This is a genomic window from Pseudonocardia sp. WMMC193, from assembly GCF_021728735.1.
Classification (GTDB): domain Bacteria; phylum Actinomycetota; class Actinomycetes; order Mycobacteriales; family Pseudonocardiaceae; genus Pseudonocardia; species Pseudonocardia oroxyli.
Window position 1 is genome coordinate 4,064,713 of sequence record NZ_JAKKDO010000003.1, and the last position, 20,735, is coordinate 4,085,447.

Below are 20,735 nucleotides of genomic sequence, written 5' to 3' on the forward strand. Positions count from 1 at the left end.
CGGTCCGGGTCGCCGGGGACGCCCGGCAGCGGTCGACCGACACACGTGCCACGGACCCGCCGCGTTAACCCGTGTCGGGCGATCGCCGGACCCCCGGGACGGCCGTCGCTGTCCTACCGTCGACGGTGCCCGGTGCCTGCGGACCACCGCCCCGCAGGTGCCGGGCGCCCAGCGGGTGGCTAGAGCCGCGCGAGGTCGACGAGGCCGTCCTGCAGGGCGCGGGCGACCAGGGCCGCCTTCGTGGTCGCCGGGCGGCCCGCGTCGGCGTACTTGATGCGGACGCGGGCGATGTAGGTGTCCACGGTCTTCACCGACAGGTGGAAGCGCTGCGCCACGAGCTGCTTGGAGTCGCTGGAGAACCAGGCGAGCAGGACCTCGCGCTCCCGCTCGGACAGGGCGGGGCGGTCCGGGCGCGGATCGGCGGCCATCGCCCCGCCCAGCACCGGAGGCGTGTAGGGCCGGTCCTCGACGCAGGCCCGGATCGCGGGGATCAGGTGCTCGTGGCCCTCGGCCTTCGTCAGGTAGGTCGCGGCACCGAGTTCCAGGCAGCGCAGGGCCGTCTCGCTGTCGGCGTGCTGGGAGTAGACGACGACCCGACGGCCTGCGTCGACCAGCTCCTCCAGCACGTCGAACGCGGGCGCCCCCGGCCCGAGCTGCAGGTCGAACACCACCGCGTCCGCCGGGACGTCGAACGCGGGCGCCGGGTCCGCGCCCGCCGCCACGACGGTGATGCCCGCCCGGGCGCACCACGCCCCGACGCCGTCGACGATCGCCGGATGATCGTCGACGATCACGATCGAGGTGCCCATCTCGCCTCCACCCATGTCGTTCCGCCCGCCTCGACGGCGGACACCCCCACGTCCGGTGCCGACGCCGCGAACCCCGCCGGGACGCCGTCGGTCACCACGCCCAGCACCACGGCGCCGGGCACCCCGGCGAGCGTGACGCGCGCCGAGCCCCGGGCCGCGTGCAGCGCGTCCCCCGCCGCCCCCAGCAGGTCCCGCATCGCCGCGCGCGGCGGCACGGCACGCTCCCCCCGCTCCGAGTACTGCACGCCGACGCCGCGCCGCTCGGCGATGTCGATCAGCTCCGCCAGCTCGGCGGCGAGCGGGTCCCGGCCGTCCCGCTCCTCGGCGAAGATCCGCCGCAGGCGGGCCGCCGCGCTCGCCGCCGCCCGCTGCACCGCCGGGTCGGCCGGGGGCGCCGTACCCGCCGCCATGCCCTCCAGCAGCGGCAGCGCGACGGCCCGGAGCTCGGCGTAGCGGGCCTCCCGGTCGGCGTGGACGACGGCGGCGAGGTCCTCCGCGGTCCGTGCGGCGGCCTCCTCCTCGGCGGCCTGCCCGGCCTGCCGGGCGACGGTGCGCAGCGCGGCCCCGGCGATCGCGAAGGCGAGCTGGAAGGACGTCACTCCCACGGCGCTGATGCCGAACGCCACGAGCGTGAGCTGGTCGGTCCGGCCCGCCGCGACCAGCAGCCCCAGCATCAACAGCAGGTGCAGCAGGAGGAACGCGACGAGCTCGCGGCCGCGGGGCAGCAACAGCACCCCGAACCAGCCGATCGACCCGAGCGTGACGTGCGGCGGGCCGCCCAGTGCGCCCGGTGCGAGCGCCACGGACATCTCGACCGCGACCGCGAGCACCCCGGCCGCCACCGGCAGGCGGATCCACTCCCAGGACCGGTGGCGGGCCACCAGCACCGCGTCGGCCGCGGCGACGACGACGAGCACGCCCCAGCCCGCGAACCCGACCCATTCGGGCTCGTACGCGGCCCGGCCCGCCACCAGGTTCGGCAGGTTCAGGCCGAACAGGATCGCCAGCACGATCACGCTGCACGCCACCCGGAGACCGCGCTGCAACCGCACGGTCAGCTCCACGGACGTCGCGCCCGCCCCGCCGGTCACCGTGCCCGCTCCGACCGGACGGCGGGGTCGGCGGCGGACCCGTCTCCGGTCCCGGCCTCGGCCTCGGACTCGGTGCGGCTCTCGGGGCCGCTCTCGGGGCTGCTCTCGGTGCTGCTCTCGGTGCGCGGCCACTCCAACCGCACGACGGTGCCGTGCCCCGGCGCGGACCGGATCTCCGCGCGACCGTCGACGAGGTCCATCCGCTCGCGGACCGAGCGCACCAGGCCGAGCCGGCCGGTGGGCACCGCGGCCGGGTCGAAGCCGCTCCCGTCGTCCCGGACGGTCACCCGCACCGCCGCCTCCCCCACCTCGACGCGCACCTCGGCGCGATCGGTCCCCGCGTGCCGGGCCACGTTCTCCAGGGTCTCGGTGAGCGCGCCCCCGAACGCCGCGGCGGCGGGCCCGGGCAGGTCCAGGTCACCGTCCGCCCGCAGGTCCACCGGGATCCGGGCGTGCGCGACGGCGCGGCGGACGGTGGCGGCCACCCCGGCGTCGGGCGCGGGGACGCCGTGCAGGGCGGCGACGTCCCGCTGGAGCTGCCCCTCCAGCCAGGACTCGTCGCCGCGGACGGACCCGAGCCCGACCATCAGCAGCGTGCTCGCGGCGGTGTCGTGCACGGTCGCCCAGTGCGCCCGCTGCTCGCGGCGCCGCGCGCGGGCGAGCAGGGCCGTGCGCTCGGCGGCGAACCGGCGGGCCATCCGCTCGTCGGCGGCCGCGCCGCCGCGGCGCACCAGCAGCCAGAGCATCCGGGACAACGCGGCCTCGACCCCGGTCCACACCCCGCCCACGGCCAGCGCCTGCACCACCGAGATCTCGGGCGAGAGCGCCGCACCCGCCGTGAACGCCGCGCACACCGCGACGGTGGCGAGCGCCGCGGGCCACGGCCGCACGTGCCACTGCAACGCCACGACCGCGAGGGACGCCACCGGCGACACCCACCCCAGCGAGCGCAGCAGCAGGGTCGGGTCCACGAGCAGGGGCTGGGCCAGACACAGCCCGCACATGACCGCGACGTCGACGACCCAGACCCACGCGGCGGGGCGGGTCCGCATCAGCCGGAGGTAGGCGAGGCTCCACGCCGCCAGCGCGACGGCGACCGGCACGCACACCGGCGCACCCGCGGGCGGGGCGGCGAACGGCGCCGCGACGGCCATGAGCACGCCGACGGTCGCCCGCGCACCCGCCGCGAACCGCAGACCGAACCGGTCCAGGAAAGCCCCTGTCGACATCTCAGGGGAGGGTTCGCGGAGAGCGACACCCCCGTTATCGCATTATGGAGCCACAACGTGCCTGTCGGGGCCGACAACGGCCGTTATGGCTCCATAGTGCGCTGGTCAGACCGCCACCGGAGTCGCCAGGTCCTTGACCAGGGCGGTGAGCCAGTCCAGGAGCTCCAGGTCGCGCAGCGGGGCGCCGCCGATGCGGTTGCCCTGGCTGGGCTTCGGGACGGCGACGAGCCGGGCGGCGGGCTTGTACTGGCCCTTGGGGTGCATCCGCTTGAACCGCAGCTGCTTGGAGTCCGGCAGGTCCACCGGGCCGATGCGGATCATCGTGCCCGCCACGGCCACCTCGGCCAGCCCGAGCGACCGGCAGAGCTGCCGGAACCGCGCCACCGCGAGCAGGTTGCGCACCGGCTGCGGCGGCTCGCCGTAGCGGTCCTTCAGTTCCTCGACGACGGCCTCGAGCGCCGCGTCGTCCCCCGCCTCCGCGATCTTGCGGTAGGCCTCCAGGCGCAGCCGCTCGCCGTCGACGTAGTCGTGGGGCACGTGGGCATCGATCGGCAGGTCGACGCGCACCTCCGCGAGGGGCTCCGGCTCCTCGCCGCCCGGGGCGCCCCCGGCGGACCGGAACGCCGCCACGGCCTCGCCGACCAGCCGGATGTACAGGTCGAACCCGACGCCCGCGATGTGCCCGCTCTGCTCCGCGCCCAGGATGTTGCCCGCGCCGCGGATCTCCAGGTCCTTCATCGCCACCGCGGCACCCGAGCCCAGCTCCGAGTGCTGCGCGATCGTGGCGAGCCGGTCGTGCGCGGTCTCGGTGAGCGGGTGCTCCGGCGGGAACAGGAAGTACGCGTAGCCGCGCTCGCGGCCACGCCCGACCCGGCCGCGCAGCTGGTGCAGCTGGGAGAGGCCCAGGGTGTCCGACCGCTCGACGATCAGGGTGTTGGCGTTGGAGATGTCCAGGCCGTTCTCGACGATCGTCGTGCAGACGAGGACGTCGTACTCCTTGTGCCAGAACGCGTTCACGGTCTGCTCGAGCAGGTCCTCGTGCATCTGCCCGTGCGCGACGCCGATGCGCGCCTCCGGCACCAGCTCCTGGATCTTCTTGGCCGCCCGGTCGATCGAGGTGACCCGGTTGTGCACGTAGAAGACCTGGCCGTCCCGCAGCAGCTCGCGGCGGATGGCGGCGGCGACCTGCTTGTCGTCGTAGGCGCCGACGTAGGTCAGGGTCGGGTGCCGGTCCTCGGGCGGGGTGGTGATCGTGGACATCTCGCGGATGCCCGCGAGGCTCATCTCGAGCGTCCGCGGGATCGGCGTGGCGGACAGCGTGAGCACGTCGACGTGCGCGCGCAGCGCCGTGATGTGCTCCTTGTGCTCCACGCCGAAGCGCTGCTCCTCGTCGACGATGACCAGCCCGAGGTCCTTCCACCGGACCCCGGTCTGCAGCAGCCGGTGCGTCCCGACGACGACGTCGACGGTCCCGTCCGCCAGCCCCTCGATCGTCGTCTTCGCCTCGGCGGCGTCGGTGAACCGCGACAGCCCCTTCACCGTGACCGGGAAGGCGCGCATCCGGTCGGCGAAGGTCGACAGGTGCTGGGTCGCGAGCAGCGTGGTCGGGACGAGGACCGCGACCTGCTTGCCGTCCTGCACCGCCTTGAACGCGGCCCGCACGGCGATCTCGGTCTTGCCGAACCCGACGTCCCCGGTGATCACTCGGTCCATCGGCACCGGACGCTCCATGTCCCGCTTCACCTCGTCGATGGCGGAGAGCTGGTCCGGGGTCTCGGTGTAGGGGAAGGCGTCCTCGAGCTCGCGCTGCCACGGGGTGTCCGGGGCGAAGGCGTGCCCGGGCGACGACTGCCGGGCGGCGTAGAGCTGCACCAGACCGGCGGCGATGTCCCGGACCGCCTTGCGTGCGCGGCCCTTGGTCTTCGCCCAGTCCGATCCGCCCAGCTTGTTCAGTGTCGGCTGCTCGCCGCCGACGTAGCGGGAGATCTCGTCGAGGGCGTCGGTCGGCACGAAGAGCCGGTCCGCGGGCTGCCCCCGCTTGCTCGACGCGTACTCCAGGACCAGGTACTCGCGGGTCGCGCCCTGGACGGTGCGCTCCTTCATCTCCACGAACTTCCCGATGCCGTGCTGGGCGTGCACCACGAAGTCCCCGGGCTGCAGGGCGGCCAGGTCGACCGCGTTGCGACGCCGGGCGGGCAGCTTCCGGGTGGTGGTGTCCAGCCCCGCGCGGGTGCCGGTCAGGTCGGACTCGGCGAGCAGCACCAGGCCGACACCCGGGGCCGCGAAGCCGTCCGCGATCCGCCCGCACGTGACCGTGACCAGGCCCTTCTCCGGGACCTCGGTGAGCTCCTCGACCAGGGTGGCGGGCACCTCGGCCTCGCCGAGCTGCTCGATGCTGCGGTCCGCGGTGCCCTGCCCGGCGACCACGAGCACCGCCGCGCCGCCGGCGGCGGTGTGGGCGCGCAGGTCGACGAACGCGCGCTCGGTGTCGCCGCGGTAGGACTCGATCTCGTGCACGTCCGGGACGATCACGTCGTCCGCACCGGAGAGCAGGGGGGACAGCGTGATCACCGGGCGGCCGGTGGTGGTGGCGTGCTCCAGCACGCCGCCGAGGTCCCGGTACGCCGAGGCGCCGACGTCGATCGGGGCCTGTCCCCCGGTGCCCGCCGCCAGCCAGGAGGCCTCCAGGAACTCCTGCCCCGTCCGGACGAGGTCGTGGCTGCGGGTGCGGATGCGCTCCGGGTCGGCGAGGAGGATCCGGGCGCGCGCGGGGAGCAGGTCGGTCAGCAGCTGCAGCTCGCCCCCCACCAGGGCGGGGATCAGCGACTCCATCCCCTCGGTGGGGATGCCGTTCGCCAGGTGTTCGAGCAGCTCACGCAGCTGCGGGTTGTTCTCGTGCTCCTTCGCCAGCAGCGCGGCCCGCTCGCGCACGGCGCCGGTCAACAGCAGCTCCCGGCACGCGGGTGCGATGACCTCGGTGACCACCGGGTCGTCCATCGACCGCTGGTCGGCCACGGAGAAGGCGCGCAGCTCGGAGACCTCGTCGCCCCAGAACTCGATGCGGACGGGATGGTCGGCCGTGGGGACGAAGAGGTCGAGGATGCCGCCGCGCACCGCGAACTCGCCGCGGGCGGTCACCATCTCGACGCGGGTGTAGGCCAGCTCCACGAGCCGTTCCAGCAGTGCCTCGAACGGGTACTCGGTGCCCTCGCGGAGCACGATCGGGTCCAGCGTGCCCAGGCCCGGCGCGATCGGCTGGATCAGCGAGCGGGCCGCGGCCGCGACGATCCGCGGCGGGTTCTCGCCGCTCAGCGAGCGGAACAGGGTGAGCCTGCGGCCGACGGTGTCCGGGCGCGGCGAGAGCCGCTCGTGCGGCAGCGTCTCCCAGCTGGGGAGCACCTCCACCGGGCCCTCGACCAGCTCGCGCGCCGCGACGGCCAGCTCCTCGGCCTCGCGGTCGGTCGCGGTCACGGCGAGCACGGTGCCCGCCTCGGCGAGTGCGGCGGCCAGGAACGGGCGCAGCGCGGCCGGGCCCTCGGCCTGGACGGCAGGGGTGTCGGCGGTGCGGGTGTCGACGCCCGCCGAGGCCTCGACCACGGCCCGCAACCCGGCGTCGGACAGGGCGGCGGTCAACAGACCGGACAGTGCGGGGGGCACGGAACTCCTTGCGACGGGCATGCGGACACACCCCTGCCGAGGCTCAGTACGCCCGCAGGGGCCACTGACATCAGACGATACGCGCGCCCGAAACCTTCCCCGCAGCCCGGCTGTGACGATCCGCTCATCCCCGCCGCGGGCCGGGCACGCCAGGATCGCTCCCCATGACGCGCACCCTGATCCGCGGCGGCATCGTGCTCCCCTGCGAGGGCCGCAAGACCGTGCACGACCCCGGCTCGGTGCTGGTCGAGAACGACCGGATCGTCGCCGTCGGCACCGTCGAGGAGCTCGACGGGGTGGACGCGCAGGTCGTCGACGCCACCGGGCACGCCGTGCTCCCCGGCCTGCACAACGGCCACCTGCACTCCGGCCTGCTGCGGGGCACCGCCGAGTCGAAGTCGCTGTGGGACTGGCTGCGCGAGGACATCGACCCCGCCCACCGCGCGCTCACCCCGGAGATCGCCGAGGCCGCGTCGCTGCTCTGCTATACCGAGTCGCTACGGGCGGGCACGACGTCGGTGATGGACATGTGGCGGTTCATGGAGGGCTCGGCGCGCGCGGCCGAGCAGGTCGGGATCCGCGCGACGCTCGTCCCCTACGTCGCCGACGAGTACGACTACTTCGAGACGCTGGAGACCAACCGCAGGCTGCTGGAGACCCACCGCACCTTCGCCGAGGGCCGCGGCCGCTCCTGGGTCGGCCTCGAGCATCTCTTCTACTGCTCGCCGGAGGCCTTCCGGGGCGCCGCGCAGCTCGCCGACGAGTTCGACACGGGGCTGCACACGCACTCGTCGGAGACGATCTGGGAGGTCCAGGAGTCCCTGACCCGGTTCGGCCGCCGCCCCATCGAGGAGTTCCTCGCACGGGGGATCCTCGGCCCGCAGGCCGTCGTCGCGCACTGCGTGTGGCTCGACGACCGGGAGATCGCCGTGCTGGCCGAGACCGGGACGTCGGTCGTGCACTGCCCCTGCTCCAACATGAAGCTGTCCTCGGGGCCCGCCCCGGTGATCCGGATGCGGGAGCACGGCATCGCCGTCGGGCTGGGCAGCGACGGCGAGAAGGAGAACAACACCCTCGACCTGCTCGAGGAGATGAAGTTCGCGAGCCTGCTGCAGAAGGTCACCACGCTGGACCCGACCACGGGCGACCCGTGGGACATGCTGGCCATGGCCACCCTCGACGGCGCGCGGGCACTCGGCCTCGACGCCGAGACCGGGTCCCTGGAGCCCGGCAAGAAGGCGGACGTCATCACCGTCGACCTGCGCGGCCTGCACACCACCCCGGTGCTGCACGGTCCCGACCTGAACGTGCCCGCCCACCTGGTGTTCTCCGCGGGCGGGGCGGACGTGCGCCACGTCTGGGTGGACGGGCGGCTCCTGGTCGACGGCGGCCGGGTCCTGTCCGTCGACACCGAGGAGGTGCGGCGGCGCGGCCAGAGCGCGGCGGAGGAGCTGTTCGACCGTCGCCGCGCCCTCCCGAGCTGACGGCTCCGCTCGGCGGGATTCACGTGAGGGTGACGCCGTCGCAACATCGGGCCCCTTCACTGGTGCGCGACTCATCCGACGGTGAGGCGCGTCTAGGGTTCCGCTCGCTCGCGAGGTCTGGTCCGAGAGATGCAGGCGGCAGGCACGGCGAGCCGCCCCACGGCGGGACAAAAGCCCGGGAGACAGCTGGTGTGCCGGCTGCTCCTGCGCCGGCGCCCGACCGTGAGGACGCCATGCACTACAACCCGAACCGCCCGGACCACACGCCGGACGGCACGCCGATCGACCCCGTCGAGGCCGAGCAGCAGGCCCGCACGCTCCACGCGCACTACGGCCCCGAGGCCGCCTACGCCGTGGCCGCGGAGGCGCGGCTGCCCACCACCAAGTACGAGGCGGAGATCGCCCGCGGCCTGGAGCTGGGCCTGCCGGGCGCGGACTCCATCGTGGACCGCACGATCCCCACGTTCTCCCGGGGCGAGCTGCCGCACTTCGCGGGCATCAACACCTTCCTCAAGGCCCCCTACGTCGAGGACGTCCGGCGGTGCGGGGAGTACGACGTCGCCGTGCTCGGTGTGCCGTTCGACGGCGGCACCACCTACCGCTCGGGCACCCGGTTCGGCCCGCAGGGCATCCGGAAGATCTCCGCGCTCTACGGCCCGTACTCGTTCGAGCTCGGCGTGGACCTGCGCGAGTCCATCACGATCGCCGATCTCGGGGACGTCTTCACCATCCCCGGCAACATCGAGAAGTGCTTCGACCAGATCAGCAAAGCGGTCAGCCACGTGTACGAGTCCGGCGCGTTCCCCGTCGTCCTCGGCGGTGACCACTCGATCGGCTACCCGACCGTGCGGGGCGTCGCACCCCACCTGAAAGGCGGAAACCTGGGGATCATCCACTTCGACCGGCACGTCGACACCCAGGAGACCGACCTCGACGAGCGGATGCACACCACCCCGTGGTTCCACGCCACCGACATCCCGAACGTCCCGGCGAAGAACCTGGTCCAGATCGGGATCGGCGGGTGGCAGGCACCGCGTCCGGGCGTCAAGGTCGGACGCGAGCGCGGCACCACGATCATGACCGTCACCGACTGCGTGGAGATGGGCATCGAGGAGGCGGCCCAGCGGGCGCTCGACGTCGCCTGGGACGGCGCCGACGCCGTCTGGCTCTCCTTCGACGTGGACTGCCTCGACGCCGCCTTCGTCCCCGGGACCGGCTGGCCGGAGCCCGGCGGGTTCCTCCCGCGCGAGGTCCTGAAGTTCATCCAGATCATCGCCGACGCCCGCCCGCTCGCCGGGATCGAGGTCGTCGAGTGCGCCCCGCCCTACGACAACGCGGAGATCACCGCGCTGATCGCCACCCGCGTCGTCTGCGACACCCTCGGCTGCCTCGTGCGGTCCGGCCACCTGCCGAAGAACTCCTGAGCACTCCTGAGCACGTCTTCCTTCACCCGGAACGGAGACAGTCATGATCATTCTCGGGGTCGCGATCGGCGTCGTCCTCGTCCTCGCCGTGGGGCTCGCCGTCGCCCGCAAGGTCGACGGCGACTCGACCAACTTCCTCGTCGCGGGCCGCGCGCTGGGCCTGCCGCTCGTCGCGGCGGGGCTGATGGGCCAGGCGGTCGACTCGAACGCCACGCTCGGCAACACCGACCTGTCCGCGGGCTTCGGCTTCTGGGCGGGCGCCTCACTGCCGCTCGGGCTGGGCCTGTGTCTGCTGCTGACCGGCGTCTTCTTCGCCAAGCGCATGAACGCGATGGGGCTGCTCAGCCTGCCGGACTTCTACCGGATCAAGTACGGCCGGGGCGTCGAGCTGGCGTCCTCGGTCCTGATGATCTTCAGCTTCTGCATCCTGCTCGCGGGCAACCTCGTGGCGGGCGGCTTCCTGTTCGAGCGGTTCCTCGGCACCAGCTACACCGCGGGCGTGCTGATCATCGTCGGCGTGGTGCTCGCGTACACGATCACCGGCGGGATGTTCTCCGACGCCTACACCGCGTTCATCCAGGTCATCATCACCGTGATCGGGTCGGCGGCCCTGCTCATCTGGGTCGCCCTCACCTACGGGATCACCGTGCCGGAGGGCATGGGGCCCTTCGACCTCGGCCAGCTCGGCGACCCCGCGCAGGGCGCCGTCGTGAACTGGGCGACGCTCATCGCGCTCGGCGTCGGCGACATCGTGGCGATCGACTTCATGCAGCGGATCTTCTCGGCGAAGAGTCCGGAGATCGCGCGGCGGGCGTGCTTCGTGGGCGCGGCGGGCACCGCGCTCGTCGGGATCCCGTACGCGCTCGTCGCGCTGTCCTCCGGGGCGATCTTCGGCGACGCGCCGGTCGACGGGCCGGTGCTGTTCGTGCTGCTGGAGCAGTACGCACCCGCCGGGCTCACGATCATGGTGCTGTCCGCGATCGTCGCGGCCTCGTGCTCCACGGCGAACGGGGTCATCCTCGGCACCGCCGCCGTCGCCGTCCGGAACATCGCCGGGCGCGACCAGCAGCACGACGCGGAGACCGGCAAGGACCCACTGCTGCGCCAGGTGCGCTTCACGATGCCGTTCGTGGTGGGCGTCGCGATCCTGTTCGCGCTGCGGGTGCCGCAGACCGGCATCCTGCTCACCCTGGCGTTCGACCTGATGCTCGCCGCGCTCGTCGTGCCGTTCGTGCTGGCGCACTGGTGGCCCGCCCGGATCACCACGGCCGCCGCGGCGGCGGCGATCACGGTCGGGCTGGTGGTGCGGCTGGGCTTCTTCGTCGTGACGCCCACGATCTACGGCGTCGACAACACCCTGCTGTACATCCCGAACTCCGTGTTCGGCCCGGGTTTCGACGGCTGGCCCACCTTCATCGCCCCGGCGCTGTCCCTGCTGACGTTCGTGGCGGTGGCGCTGGTCCGGCCCCGCACCACCCCGCCGACGCCCGACCCGTCGCCCCGCACGGTGGCCGCGGAACCCGGCTGACCCCGTGAGTGGCGATAGTCGCCATAGCGACTATCGCCACTCACGGTCAGCGTGGGGGCAGGGGGCGCTTGGCTCGGCTGGGGCGGGTCGCGGGATCCGGAGGGGTGACCGCGGGGCTGCGCTCCAGCGCCTCCAGGGTGAGGCGGACCGCGGTCTCCAGCTGCGGGTCGCGGCCCGCCACCCAGTCCTGCGGGGTGGTCACCACCTCGACGTCCGGGTCCACGCCGTGGTTCTCGACGGACCAGTGCAGGTCGTCGAACCAGAAGGAGTAGCGCGGCTGGGTCACGCGGGTGCCGTCGACCAGGGCGTACCGGCTGTCGATGCCGATCACCCCGCCCCACGTCCGCGTCCCGACGACGGGGCCGAGCCCCATCCGCGTGAACGCGGCGGTCACGATGTCGCCGTCGGAGCCCGCGTGCTCGTCGACGACCAGCACGATCGGGCCGCGCGGCGCGCCCTCCGGGTAGGTGGCGGGCGCGGCGTGGCGCACCACGTCCCAGCCGATCACCTTGCGCGCCAGCTTCTCGATCACCAGCTGGGAGGTGTGCCCGCCGGAGTTGTCCCGGACGTCGAGCACCAGGCCCTCGCGCCGCGCCTCGCGGGCGAAGTCCCGGTGCAGCTGCGCCCACCCCGAGGCGACCATGTCCGGCACGTGCAGGTACCCCAGCCGCCCCTCGGAGCGGTCGGCGACGAAGGCCCGCCGCCCCGCGACCCAGTCGTGGTAGCGCAGGTTCTGCTCGCCGCCCAGCGGCCGGACGACGACCCGCCGCAGCACGCCCGCGGCCGTCCGGACGGTCAGCTCGGTGAGGGTGTCCGCGCGGCCCAGCAGCAGCGGGTTCGGGCCCAGCTCGTGGTCGACCGGGCGCCCCCCGACCTCCACCAGCACGTCCCCCGCCCGGACGTCGACGCCCGGCTCGGACAGCGGGCTGCGGGCGTCCGGCGCGGAGGTCTCCGGCGGCAGGACGCGCGCGATCCGCCAGCCCTGGTCGGTCGCCTCCAGGTCGGCGCCGAGGAACCCGGGGCGCCCGCCGAAGTCGCCGCCGGAGCCGCGGCCCACCACGTAGGCGTGCGAGGAGCCCAGCTCGCCCGCCGTCTCGTACATCAGGTCGACGAGGTCGTCGGTGCTGCCGACGGCGTCGACCAGCGGCCGGTACCGCTCCAGCTCGGCGGCCCAGTCGACGCCCGCCATGTCCTCGACCCAGTAGTGGTCCCGCATGAGGCGGCCCGCCTCGTCGAACATCTGGCGCCACTCGGCGGCCGGGTCGACGGTCACCGCGACGCGGGAGGTGTCGATCTCGAACTCGTCCGCGTCCCCCTCGGACGGCGCGCCCGACCCGGAGCGGTCGCTGCGCAGCACCCGCAGCGTGCGGGACTCGCGGACGACCAGGCGGGTGCCGTCGCCGCTGACCGCGTAGCCGGTCGCGGGGTCGGCGATGGTGTCGACCTTGCGCTTCTTCAGGTCGAACCGCTCCAGGACGGGCTTGGGGTCGTCGCCCTCGGCCCGCCCGTCGCCCAGCTCGCCGGTGACCGGTACCGACAGCCAGAGCAGGCAGTCCTTCGCCGCGCCCAGCCCCCGGTAGCGGCCCTCCGGGACCGGGATCGGGATGACCCGGTCCGCCAGCCCCTCGACGTCCAGGACCGTCTCCGGCGGGGTGTCCTTCTCCTTCTCCTTCTCCGACTCCTTCTTCTCGGGCTCGTCCTCCGACACGGCGGGCGGGTCCTCGGGCTCCTCGTCGGCCCCGGTGGTGGGCCGACCGTCCGGCCCCGCCCCGAACGGCGACGGCGTGCGCGCCGCCAGCGGCACCAGGAACGGCCGCCAGGACGCCGGGAACGTCAGGTCGAAGGAGTGCTCGTCGTAGATCGGGTCGAAGCTGCGCCGGGAGAGGAACGCGAGGTAGCGCCCGTCCGTGGTGAACACCGGGTCGGTGTCGACGAACCGCGGCTCGGTCACGGCGACCAGCGCGTCGCTCCCGTCGGGACCGGCCAGGTCCACCAGCATGATCCGGGACAGGCCGGGCTCGATCGGGTCCTCGTAGGCGAGCCAGCGGGAGTCCGGGGAGAAGCTCGGTCCGGCGATCTCCCCGGCGGCGCCGCGGGCCGGGGTGCGGACGTGCCCGGTGGCCGTGTCGAGCAGGACCAGACGGCCGTCGTGCGTGGTCAGCGCGGCGAGCTTCCCGTCCGGCGCGGCCTCCAGCTCCAGCACCCGCCCGAGCTGTCCGTCGGCGTACCGGACCGGGTCGGGGGCCCCCTCGGCGTGGGGGTCCAGCGGCGCGACGACGACGGCGTCCTCCCCGCTCGCGTCGTCGATCCAGATCGCGCGGTCCTCCCCCAGCGGGCGGGCCAGCCGCGCCCGCACGCCCTGCTCCGCGAGCAGGGTGCGGGCCGGGCCGTCCCGGTGGGTCAGCCGGTGCACGGTGCCGCGCACCGAGACCACACTCGACCGTCCGGTGTGGTCGGGGCGGGCCCCGGAGACCCAGTGCGCGGCGCGGACCCGGTGCGGCTCCCGGCGGGTGCGCGGCCCGCCGAGCCGCACGTCCAGGCGCCGCGGCGGCGCGTCGAGGGACTCGAGCAGGTAGAGCTCGCCCGCGGACTCGTAGACGACCCGTTCCCCGTCCGTGCTCGCGTGGCGGGCGTAGAACTCGGCCCCGTCCACCCCGTGGTCGGTGTGTCGGCGCAGGTCACCGCCCTGCAGGTCGACGCTGTAGAGGTTGCCGTGGTCCTCGTGGTCGGAGAGGAAGGCGATCCGGCCCGCCACGACCATGGGGGCGTCGAGCTGCCCGTCGAGCTCGGGGAGTAGGCGGGTGAACTCCCCGGTGCCCGTGGGGTCCCACCAGATCTTCCCGGCGGTGCCGCCCCGGTAGCGCTTCCACCAGGCCATGTCGCGTGCCATGGTGCGTCCGATCAGGACGCCCCCGGCGCCGTAGGCCACGGCGGAGACGGGGCCGTAGTCCAGCCGGTGCGGGCGGCCGCCGAGCGCGGGGACGGCGTAGGCCCAGGTGTTCGCGAAGGTGTGCTGGCCGGTCGCGCTGGTCGCGACCACGCGGCCGTCGGGCGTCCAGCCCGCCGACCGGGTGCGCAGGTCGCCCCAGAACGTCACGCGGCGGGCGGCGCCGCCGTCCGCCTCGGCCACCCGGATCTCCGGGGCGCCGTCCTTCGTGCTGCTCCAGGCGACCAGGGTGCCGTCGGGGGAGAACCGCGGGGACCGGGCCGGGACGTCGTCCGCCGTGAGCCGGGTCGCGCGCCCGCCCGCGAGCGGGGCGGTCCAGACGTCGTCCTCGGCCACGAACACCAGGCTGTCGCCGTGCAGGTGGGGGAACCGCAGATAGCTACGTGGCACCCCGCAACGCTACTGCCGGGAGTAGCGCTCCTGGGCGCGCGCCCGGGCCTTGGCCGCCTCCACCTCGCGGTCCTTGGGCGGCGCGGTGGTGACCAGGTCCTCGAGCAGGTGTCGGGTCACGTGCGCGATCTCCGCGACCGCCCGGTCGAACGCCTCCTGGTTCACCTGCGAGGGCTTGGCCGACCCGCTGACCTTGCGGACGAACTGCAGCGCCGCCGCGTGCACCTCGTCGTTCGTGGCGGGCGGATCGAAGTTGTGCAGGGTCCGGATGTTGCGGCACATGACTCCTCCTCATACGGGATCGAGGCCGGTCAGCGGCGCGACGCCGAGCAGCATCCGGCCGGGGTGGAAGCCCTCGGCGTAGCGGGCCCGACACTGCACCCCACGCACCCGGGCGAGCCCGGCGAAGGACTCGGCGTCGAACCACGGTCGGTCGGTCTGGCTGCCGTAGTGCTCGTGCAGCTTGGCGATCTTCTCGGTCAACACCGGCTCCGCGAGCGGCAGGAACGCGGCGGGCTGCGCCAGGTCTCCCTCGCCCTCGAGCAGCTCGTAGCCCAGCACGAGATGGTCGGGGAAGGCCGTGGGCACCCACTGGGCGACGACGCCGTGATCGGGCCTGCCGTCGTGGCGGGGCGGGCCCAGCACCAGATCGGGTTCGCCGCGCCCGCGGACCTCCTCGATCGCCTGGCCCACCCGCTCCGCGCGGACCGGGAGCCGCCCGTCGGGCAGGTCGTGCACCACGACCTCGAGCTTCGCGCCCGGACAGAAGGCCGCGAGCGCCGCCCGCTCCTCCTCCTCGCGCAACGACCCGCCGCCGGTCAACACCAGCGCGGTCACCGCGACACCGGGGTGCGCGCGACACAGCTCCAGGAGCGCGCCGCCGGCCCCGACGGCGATGTCCGCGCTGTGCGCGCCGATCAGCACCATCCGGTCCAGGCGTTCCGGCAGCAGGCTGAGCACGCCTCAGCATCCCGCCCCACGCCTGCGAGCGAAAGGCTCATCGTCATCCTGGCTGAGGAGATCACCTCCCGCGTGACAGGATGGACGGACAATCCGCCGTGGTGTAACGGCAGCACCTCGGATTTTGGTTCCGATGGTCCAGGTTCGAATCCTGGCGGCGGAGCGAGTCGACCTCGGGTGGCGTCCGGTCGGAGCGCGACACGAGGGGAGGACGCATGTGCGCCATGTGTGCGAGTGAGAGCTACGAGCAGGTCGTGGCAGACCTGGCCGAGACCGTGCGCGAGCACGGCTGGGCGGTGCGGGTGGTCTACGGGACCGGCAGGCGGCCGCCGTGGGCCTACACGGTCGGGCTCGGGTCCTCCGGGCTGCCCGAGCTGGTCGTGACGGGGCTGCCCGCGGAGCGGGCCGTCGACCTGCTGAACGACGTCGCCGAGCACGTGCTCGATGCGGGCGTCGCGCCGCGCCCCGGCGAGCGGGCGGCCGCCGCCCTCGAGTACGTCGCGGTCGCGGAGCCGGACGCGCACCTGGTGCACGCCGTCGCGCTCTACGGCGAGGGCAGGCGCGCGGTCCAGGTCGTCTGGGCGGACGAGGCGGGCCGCTGGCCGTGGGACCCGGCGGCGGGCGGCGTACAGCCCGTGCTCGGCCCCCGCTCCCCCGACGCACCGCCCCTGACATGACCGAAGGCCGCCCCGGTGCGGGGCGGCCTTCGCGGTGCAGCGACCCGGTTCAGCGACCGGGTCGGGGTGGCGGGGGCGGCGGTGCGCCGTTGCCCGTGCACCCGAGGACGTTCATGGATCGCATGTCGTCTCCTCTCCCGCGCGGGATCACTCCAGCGCGGCGTCCAGCGTGATGGTGGTTCCGGTGAGCGCCTTGCTGACCGGGCAGCCCTCCTTGGCGGCCTGCGCGGCCTTCTCGAACTCCGCGGCGTCGAGCCCGGGGACCTCGCCCCGGACCTTCAGCGCGATGCCGGTGATGCGGAACCCGCCCGCCGGGTCCGGCCCGAGCGACACGTCCGCGGTCACGTCGAGGGACTCGACGGTCCCGCCCGCCTGGCCGAGCAGCGCCGAGAGCTGCATGGCGTAGCAGGAGGAGTGCGCCGCCGCGATCAGCTCCTCCGGGCTGGTGGTGCCGCCCGCGTCCTCGGCGGCGCGCTTGGGGAAGCTGACGTCGTACGTGCCGACCTTGCTGCTGGTCAGCTCGACCTGCCCGGACCCCTCCTCGAGGGAACCGTTCCAGGCCGTCCGTGCGGTGCGAGTGGGCATCGGGACTCCGATCCGTCGGCTATACGTGAAGAACCCGCCCAGCCTGGCCGACACACCCGATCGGAGCCACCCGACGGCGACCGGCCCACCCCTGTCGGTGAACGGTTGCTCAGCGGACCTGGACGGCGTCCCCGACCTGGAGGTGGTCGTAGAACTCGATGGCGTCCGGGCGGGTCAGGCGCACGCAGCCCGCCGACGGCGTCTCCAGGGTGCCCTGGTGGAAGCCGATCCCGCCCTGGGCGAAGAACACCGCGAACGGCATCGGAGCGTCGTCGAACTCCGCGCTGCGGTGGTTGACGTTCTTCCACTCGACGACGAAGTCGCCCCGCGGGGTCTCGTGCCCCTGCCCGCCGGGACTGACGGCGACCGGCCCGAACACCACCGCGCCGTCGCGCAGCAGCCAGGCCTGCTTGGCCGCCACGTCCACACAGGCCCGCGCCACCGTGGTGCACGGCGTGCCCGGCACGGGTGCGGCGGGGCCCGCGAGCGCCGTCCCGGAGAACACCACGACCAGCACGACCGCGGCTGCGACGAGACCCCACACCGTGCGCATGTGCACCTTTCGTCCGGTTCGAGTGGGCCAACGAGCGCAGCCCCCCGCGGTCACGGCGCGCCCGCGTAGGATTCGTCGGGCCCGGAAGCACGGCCGCGAGGCGAAGGAGTGCCCATGCCCGACTCCCCCCGACCCGCCGCATCGGTGGTCCTGGCCGCGGGCGAGGGCACCCGCATGCGCTCGGCCACGCCGAAGGTGCTGCACGAGATCGGCGGTCGGAGCCTGCTCGGGCACGCCGTCCACGCCGTCGCCGAGCTGGAGCCCGAGCACCTCGCGGTGGTCGTCGGGCACGGCCGCGACGAGGTCACCGCCGCACTGCTGCGGATCGCGGACGAGGTGGCCCGCGACATCCACACGGCCGTCCAGGAAAAGCAGAACGGCACCGGGGACGCCGTGCGGTGCGGCCTCGCCGCGCTGCCCGCGGACCTGACCGGCACCGTGCTGGTGACCTACGGGGACGTCCCGCTCCTCGACGCCGCCACCCTGCGCGAGGTCCTCTCGACCGAGGCCGCCGTGACCCTGCTCACGACCGACCTGGCCGACCCGACCGGGTACGGGCGGATCGTGCGCACGGACGGGGCGGTGACGGCGATCGTCGAGCAGAAGGACGCCTCCGCCGCGCAGCGGGCGATCACCGAGGTCAACTCCGGTGTCTACGCCTTCGACGCCGCCTTCCTCGCCGACGGGCTCACCCGCATCGGCACCGACAACGCCCAGGGCGAGCTGTACCTGACCGATCTCGTCGCGCTCGCCGTCGCGGACGGGCGCCGCGTCGAGGCCGTGCGGACCGAGGACCCCTGGCTGGTCGCCGGGGTCAACGACCGGGTCCAGCTCGCCGAGGTCCGCGCCGAGCTCAACCGGCGGGTCCTGCGCGGCCACATGCTCGGCGGCGCGACGATCGTCGACCCGGCCAGCACCTGGGTGGACGTGCAGGTCACGCTGGGCCGAGACGTCGTCGTCGAGCCGGGGACGCAGCTGCGCGGCCGCACCACCGTCGCCGACGGCGCCGTGGTCGGCCCGGACACCACCCTCGCCGACAGCGAGATCGGCGAGGGCGCCTCGGTCGTCCGGACGCACGGGTCGGCGGCGGTCATCGGCGCGGGAGCGACCGTGGGCCCGTTCGCCTACCTGCGGCCGGGGACCCGGCTCGGCGCGAGCGGCAAGATCGGCACCTTCGTGGAGACGAAGAACGCCGAGATCGGCGCGGGCTCCAAGGTGCCGCACCTCACGTACGTGGGGGACGCCACGATCGGCGAGCAGAGCAACATCGGGGCGTCGTCGGTGTTCGTCAACTACGACGGCGTCGCCAAACACCGCACGACGATCGGTTCCCACGTCCGCACCGGATCCGACACCATGTTCATCGCCCCCGTGGCCGTCGGCGACGGCGCGTACACGGGGGCGGGGACGGTGGTCCGGGACGACGTTCCGCCGGGGGCGCTGGCGGTGTCGTCCGGGCCACAGCGCACCATCGAGGGGTGGGTCGTACGGAAGCGACCCGGCACGCCGGCGGCCGCCGCCGCCGAACGGGCCACCAACGCAGCCAGCGGCCAAGGAGGCCAAGCGCAGTGAGTGCCATGTCGGGTCAGCCGAAGAAGAACCTGATGTTCTTCGCCGGGAGGACACACCCCGAGCTGGCCGAGCAGGTCGCCAAGCACCTCGACGTCACGGTCACCCCGCAGTCGGCCTACTCCTTCGCGAACGGCGAGATCTTCGTCCGGTTCGAGGAGTCGGTCCGGGGGTGCGACGCGTTCGTGCTGCAGGCCCACTCGGCGCCGATCAACGACGCGATCATGGAGCAGCTGATCATGGTCGACGCGCTCAAGCGCGCCTCGGCCAAGCGGATCACCGTGGTCATGCCGTTCTGGGGCTACGCCCGCCAGGACAAGAAGCACCGCGGCCGCGAGCCCATCACCGCCCGCCTCGTCGCGGACCTGTTCAAGACCGCGGGCGCGGACCGGATCATGACGGTGGACCTGCACACCTCGCAGATCCAGGGCTTCTTCGACGGCCCGGTGGACCACCTGTTCGCCCTGCCGGTGCTCGCGCAGCACATCAAGGAGCGCTACGCGGAGGACGACCTGGCCGTCGTCTCGCCGGACTCGGGGCGCGTGCGGCTGGCCGAGCGCTGGGCGGAGACCCTCGGCGGCACCCCGCTGGCCTTCATCCACAAGACCCGGGACCCGCTCAAGCCGAACGAGGCCGTGGCGAACCGGGTGGTCGGTGAGATCGAGGGCCGCACCTGCGTGGTCATCGACGACATGATCGACACCGGTGGCACGGTGGCGAAGACCGTCGAGGTGCTGCTGAAGGAGGGCGCCAAGGACGTGATCATCGCGGCCACCCACGGCGTGCTCTCGGGCCCCGCCGTCGACCGCCTGGCGAACTGCGGCGCCCGTGAGGTGATCTTCATGGACACCCTGCCGATCCCGGAGGACAAGCGCTTCCCCGGCATGACCGTGCTCTCGATCGCCCCGCTGCTCGCCGAGGCCATCCACCAGGTCTTCGACGACGGCTCGGTGACCAGCCTGTTCGACGGCAACGCCTGATCCACACGTCGGGAGCGGGGCGGTCGGGTTCCGACCGCCCCGCTCCCGTTCGGTGGATCGTGCTCAGACCCGGGTCCAGGTGCAGCCGCCGCGCAGCGTCGCGAACTCGCCGTTCTGGACGGTCACCGAGCCGGGCCCCTGGACGATCTCGTTGGCGATGATCGACCCGAGCTCGCCGGAGTCGGTGGAGGCCCGCTCCCAGTAGCACATGTCCAGCGCGTTCGAGGCGGACGGACCTTCGGTCTTGTAGCGGCCCGCGGCCATGTCGACGCCCACCTCGTAGGTGCCGTCGGACACGGTCGTCGCGGGGCCCGCGGGCTGGGCGGCGACCGTCTCGGTCTGCGGGGCGGGTGCGGCGGCGGCGGGCGCGGCGGCGGCGGGCGCGGCGGCGGGCGCGGCGGCGGGCGCGGCGGCGGGCGCGGGGGTGCCGCCCATGCCCTGGCCGATCATCACGCCGAACAGGAGCCCGACGGCGAGGCCCGCCGTCAGCCACGGCCAGCGACGACGCCCCTGCTCCCCCTTGCGGACCTGCTTCTGCCTGCGGGCCTGCTTCTCCTCGCGGCGGGACAGCGTGGACGCCCACGGCTCGGCCTGGGCGGCGGACTCCGCGAACGACGCCGGCGCGGGGCCCGCGGTGAACAGGGGCGCCGACTCGGTGCGGGACGTGCCCGCCCGCTGCCACGTCGTCATCCCCGCCGCCTCGCCCACGGTCGTGGTGCGGCCCCGGGGCGAGCGCTGCGCCGGGACCACCGGGATCGCCTCGGTCGCCGGGTCGACGTCTGCGGAGCGGTAGTGCTGGGTGGTCATGGCCTTCCCCCGAATGCCTCGACTGTGTGCTGACATCCGGCTCAT

At 73.8% G+C, this 20,735-nt stretch carries 16 protein-coding genes, 1 tRNA gene and 1 riboswitch; of the genes, 7 read left to right on the forward strand and 10 right to left on the reverse strand.

Annotated elements, in window-relative coordinates; translation table 11 throughout:
* Window positions 1–179 precede the first annotated feature (179 nt).
* The 4 genes from L3X23_RS21080 to mfd all read right to left on the reverse strand — a co-directional run bounded on the left by L3X23_RS21080 (window position 180) and on the right by mfd (window position 6,807).
* Window positions 180–809: a response regulator transcription factor gene (locus L3X23_RS21080; protein ID WP_237193894.1), complete on the reverse strand. Its 630-nt coding sequence runs from the start codon at window positions 807–809 to the stop codon at window positions 180–182.
* Complete coding sequence (locus tag L3X23_RS21085) at window positions 791–1,900, reverse strand: hypothetical protein (RefSeq protein WP_237193895.1); 1,110 nt, start codon at window positions 1,898–1,900, stop codon at window positions 791–793. The genes L3X23_RS21080 and L3X23_RS21085 overlap by 19 nt, the downstream gene beginning before the upstream one ends.
* A complete protein-coding gene (locus tag L3X23_RS21090; protein ID WP_237193897.1) occupies window positions 1,897–3,129 on the reverse strand; it encodes a sensor histidine kinase in 1,233 nt (410 codons plus the stop codon). The genes L3X23_RS21085 and L3X23_RS21090 overlap by 4 nt, the downstream gene beginning before the upstream one ends.
* 105 nt (window positions 3,130–3,234) lie before the next feature.
* Window positions 3,235–6,807, reverse strand: coding sequence for a transcription-repair coupling factor (gene mfd / locus L3X23_RS21095; protein WP_237193899.1), 3,573 nt, complete (start codon window positions 6,805–6,807; stop codon window positions 3,235–3,237).
* A 143-nt stretch (window positions 6,808–6,950) separates the two neighbouring features.
* Here mfd and L3X23_RS21100 point away from each other — a divergent pair, with 143 nt between their 5' ends.
* The 3 genes from L3X23_RS21100 (at window position 6,951) to L3X23_RS21110 (ending at window position 11,222) form a co-directional block, all read left to right on the forward strand.
* Window positions 6,951–8,270, forward strand: a complete 1,320-nt coding sequence (locus L3X23_RS21100; RefSeq protein WP_237193901.1) for an amidohydrolase family protein — start codon at window positions 6,951–6,953, stop codon at window positions 8,268–8,270.
* An 81-nt stretch (window positions 8,271–8,351) separates the two neighbouring features.
* Window positions 8,352–8,454: riboswitch (guanidine-I (ykkC/yxkD leader) on the forward strand.
* Between the two features lie 49 nt (window positions 8,455–8,503).
* Complete coding sequence (locus L3X23_RS21105; protein WP_237193903.1) at window positions 8,504–9,694, forward strand: agmatinase family protein; 1,191 nt, start codon at window positions 8,504–8,506, stop codon at window positions 9,692–9,694.
* 43 nt (window positions 9,695–9,737) lie between these two features.
* Complete coding sequence (locus L3X23_RS21110; RefSeq protein WP_237193905.1) at window positions 9,738–11,222, forward strand: hypothetical protein; 1,485 nt, start codon at window positions 9,738–9,740, stop codon at window positions 11,220–11,222.
* A 46-nt stretch (window positions 11,223–11,268) separates the two neighbouring features.
* Here the strand turns inward: L3X23_RS21110 and L3X23_RS21115 are convergent, their stop codons facing one another.
* The 3 genes from L3X23_RS21115 to L3X23_RS21125 are packed head-to-tail and all read right to left on the reverse strand — an operon-like array spanning window position 11,269 to window position 15,519.
* Window positions 11,269–14,559 (reverse strand): S41 family peptidase, encoded by a 3,291-nt coding sequence (locus L3X23_RS21115; protein ID WP_237193907.1) that lies wholly within the window; start codon window positions 14,557–14,559, stop codon window positions 11,269–11,271.
* A gap of 9 nt (window positions 14,560–14,568) precedes the next feature.
* Window positions 14,569–14,841, reverse strand: a complete 273-nt coding sequence (locus L3X23_RS21120; RefSeq protein WP_093084921.1) for a DUF2277 domain-containing protein — start codon at window positions 14,839–14,841, stop codon at window positions 14,569–14,571.
* A gap of 9 nt (window positions 14,842–14,850) precedes the next feature.
* On the reverse strand, window positions 14,851–15,519 hold the full coding sequence (locus L3X23_RS21125; RefSeq protein WP_218129840.1) for a PIG-L deacetylase family protein: 669 nt from the start codon (window positions 15,517–15,519) through the stop codon (window positions 14,851–14,853).
* A 92-nt stretch (window positions 15,520–15,611) separates the two neighbouring features.
* On the opposite strand from L3X23_RS21125, the gene L3X23_RS21130 reads away from it, so the two are divergent.
* Together L3X23_RS21130 and L3X23_RS21135 are read left to right on the forward strand one after the other, a co-directional pair.
* Window positions 15,612–15,682: transfer RNA gene (locus L3X23_RS21130), tRNA-Gln, on the forward strand.
* A 61-nt stretch (window positions 15,683–15,743) separates the two neighbouring features.
* On the forward strand, window positions 15,744–16,196 hold the full coding sequence (locus L3X23_RS21135; RefSeq protein ID WP_237193909.1) for a DUF4262 domain-containing protein: 453 nt from the start codon (window positions 15,744–15,746) through the stop codon (window positions 16,194–16,196).
* Between the two features lie 147 nt (window positions 16,197–16,343).
* Here L3X23_RS21135 and L3X23_RS21140 read toward each other — a convergent pair whose 3' ends face one another.
* Window positions 16,344–16,781 (reverse strand): OsmC family protein, encoded by a 438-nt coding sequence (locus L3X23_RS21140; RefSeq protein WP_093084916.1) that lies wholly within the window; start codon window positions 16,779–16,781, stop codon window positions 16,344–16,346.
* Window positions 16,782–16,890: 109 nt separating this feature from the next.
* A complete protein-coding gene (locus tag L3X23_RS21145; RefSeq protein WP_237193911.1) occupies window positions 16,891–17,334 on the reverse strand; it encodes a L,D-transpeptidase in 444 nt (147 codons plus the stop codon).
* Window positions 17,335–17,448: 114 nt separating this feature from the next.
* On the opposite strand from L3X23_RS21145, the gene glmU reads away from it, so the two are divergent.
* Together glmU and L3X23_RS21155 are read left to right on the forward strand one after the other, a co-directional pair.
* Window positions 17,449–18,906 carry a bifunctional UDP-N-acetylglucosamine diphosphorylase/glucosamine-1-phosphate N-acetyltransferase GlmU gene (glmU, locus tag L3X23_RS21150; protein ID WP_237193913.1) on the forward strand — a complete coding sequence of 486 codons (1,458 nt, stop codon included), beginning with the start codon at window positions 17,449–17,451 and terminating at the stop codon, window positions 18,904–18,906.
* Window positions 18,907–18,911: 5 nt separating this feature from the next.
* Window positions 18,912–19,883: a ribose-phosphate diphosphokinase gene (locus L3X23_RS21155; RefSeq protein ID WP_218129851.1), complete on the forward strand. Its 972-nt coding sequence runs from the start codon at window positions 18,912–18,914 to the stop codon at window positions 19,881–19,883.
* 63 nt (window positions 19,884–19,946) lie between these two features.
* Here L3X23_RS21155 and L3X23_RS21160 read toward each other — a convergent pair whose 3' ends face one another.
* Window positions 19,947–20,690 carry a hypothetical protein gene (locus L3X23_RS21160; protein ID WP_237193915.1) on the reverse strand — a complete coding sequence of 248 codons (744 nt, stop codon included), beginning with the start codon at window positions 20,688–20,690 and terminating at the stop codon, window positions 19,947–19,949.
* Between the last annotated feature and the right edge of the window lie 45 nt (window positions 20,691–20,735).